The 2,058-nt window shown below is 51.9% G+C and carries 1 protein-coding gene; it reads right to left on the minus strand.

What is annotated here, in order from left to right:
• Nucleotides 1-79: 79 nt before the first annotated feature.
• A partial coding sequence (locus ACWA6V_RS20950) for a PhnE/PtxC family ABC transporter permease (protein ID WP_449524301.1) occupies nt 80-2,058 on the minus strand: 1,979 nt, incomplete at its 5' end.

A 2,058-nucleotide genomic window follows, 5' to 3' on the forward strand; every position in this document is an offset into this window, starting at 1 on the left:
AGGGTTTACACATTGAAGAAAGGGTTTTCATAAAGATTCCTTTTGTTAAGGGTTAATGGAGAGGGTTGGGTTAATCCTTTTATGCGATAGTGCTATCCAGTTGGTTAGAAATAGATGCATTACCGCGTGCATTTTTTTCGTGAGTAGAGCACTCACTATCGTCAATAAAATACGCGGCATCTCGCTGCGCAATAACAATCATCGCCGATAGAAAATCCGGTGCTGGTTCAATAAAGCTGAGATAATTTTTTATAGTTTTACTGTCAATGCTGTGGGCCGGTGAGACGGAAGGACATGCTCTGGCACTTATCACAGACGATAATTTTCCATCGGGATACACCACGACAAGCTGCACCATCAATCCAGTGGGTAGAAACTTGTCGGAAATAAATGTTAATCCCTGGGATGAGAGTGAGACCGGGCGAATAACACTGAATGCAGGCGCAGCACCACAACGACAACAAAGCTGGGCCACTTCCAGTTTTGGAATATCGCTTGTCATTGGTGATGTCAGCGGCGCGCCGCTCGTGCGTGAAAACAAGTTTGCCAACCGTTGCGCTAAAGGCGGCTCGCATGAAGGGCCATTGAGGATACGCTTGCGCATGCGGTCGCCGACTTGATCCACTAGCGTGACAACTGCAACCATTACCACCAGCAACACCACAAGATCACTGATGTGAAACAAACTGATGGATGTGTAGAGCGAGTCACCAATACCACCCGCGCCCACGAACCCGACCGTCGCTGTTGCCCTCACATTGACCTCAAACCGGTAAAGCGTAAACGCCAGTACACGCGGACTAACCTGGGGTAGTAAGGCGTACAACCAGGTTGATAAACCACTGGCACCGCTCGCTTGCATCGCCTTGGCGGGTCCGGGTTCTACCTCCTCATAAACATCGGTGTAGAGGCGACCCAATACGCCAATATTGTGCACTGCAATCGCAAGAATCCCGGCCAGCGCACCGGGCCCAACCCAGACAACAAAAACCAACGCCAGCGTCAGCTCCGGCATCGCGCGCGTGACTTGCAAGAAAAATTGCGAACCGCTTTGCAGCAAACGCGACATCCACAGCGAAAGCCCACGCTTACCGTAGGTTTGACTCAGGTAGCTACCCGTTACTAGTGATCTAGTGGATAGCGGAGCAAGGAAGAATGCGAAGACGGCGGCCAGCAGCGTGGCGATCCATGCCATCAATAAGGTTTGCCATACCAGCGTGGCGGTTTTACCGAGAAATTCGGCACTGAGATCAAACTCGGTAGTGCCCGGCAAATTGCTCCAATTTCCTGTTAGCAAATCCATCCAGGGAATATCGAGATACGCAAAACTGGCTATCCCGCCAACAGCGGCAAACAGCAATGACCATTTAACCGGGTGACGCCGTAGATAAGCGCTTACCCATTCGAGTGCGATCACAAACATGAGCACCGCGATGAGTGTGGTAGCCAATTTATCGAATTCGAGATAGCGAATACTCAAGGCAATTTCACTACCCAAACCACCCGCGCCGACCACACCCAGAATTGTGCCCGTGCGGATGTTGCACTCCATCCGGAAGAGCGCATAAGCGACCCATTGGCGCTTTACCTGCGGCAAAATGCCATGCATTAAAATGCCCCAGCGCCCCACGCCAGCAGCTCGCAGGCCACCGATGATTTGTCGATCTACTGCCTCAGCGAGTTCAGCGTAGAGCTTTCCGATAGAACCACCCACGGTTAAGCCAATAGCCAGTACCGCCGCGCCCGGCCCGAGACCGAGGATCTGCACAAATAGGTACGCCCACACAATCTCGGGAATTGACCGGAAAAAGCCCAGCGTAAAACGGGACACTGTTCTGGCAGTGGCAACCACAAAAGATTGACGACGCCCCTGGCGCCCTGGAGGATCGGGTAATTCAGGTATTCGGATGGCAAACATCGCCAAACCAATCCCGATAACAACGGCAAACACTGTCCCAAGAATCCCGACAAACAAGCTCTCGAAAGACAGCAGGAAAATACGCTGGAGAAAATCCGGCGAGAGATTTGGGCTAAGCAAGCCGCTTAGCAATTCACCGG

The organism is Cellvibrio sp. (genome assembly GCF_053579595.1).